General features: G+C 66.0%; 1 protein-coding gene. It reads left to right on the top strand.

Annotation, left to right across the window (positions count from 1 at the left end; genetic code table 11):
- A partial coding sequence (locus tag KPG66_RS18255; protein WP_237071674.1) for a siderophore-interacting protein occupies positions 1-315 on the top strand: 315 nt, incomplete at both ends.

Genomic DNA, 315 nt, shown 5'->3' with positions numbered 1-315 from the left:
CTGTGGGACCGGATGGCGTCGCGTTCCCGGAGCATCATCCGCGCCCCCCGGCACGCGACTACACGCCGCGGCGCTACGATCGGCACGCAGGTGAATTGGATCTGGAATTCGCACTGCACGATGCCGGCCCCGCATCCGCATGGGCAAGGCAAGCGCAACCGGGACAATGGCTCGGCGTCGGCGGACCACGAAGCTCGCTGGTCATCCCAACCGACTTCGACTGGCATTTGCTGATCGGCGACGATACCGCACTGCCGGCCATTGCGCGGCGGCTTGACGAGTTACCCGCCGATACTCGAGTGGCCACCGTGATTG

This window comes from Mycetohabitans sp. B2, assembly GCF_021733735.1.
In the GTDB taxonomy this organism is placed as follows: Bacteria; Pseudomonadota; Gammaproteobacteria; order Burkholderiales; family Burkholderiaceae; genus Mycetohabitans; species Mycetohabitans rhizoxinica.
Note: the sequence above shows the minus strand (reverse complement) of the source record. Positions and strands in the feature narration are given on the sequence as shown.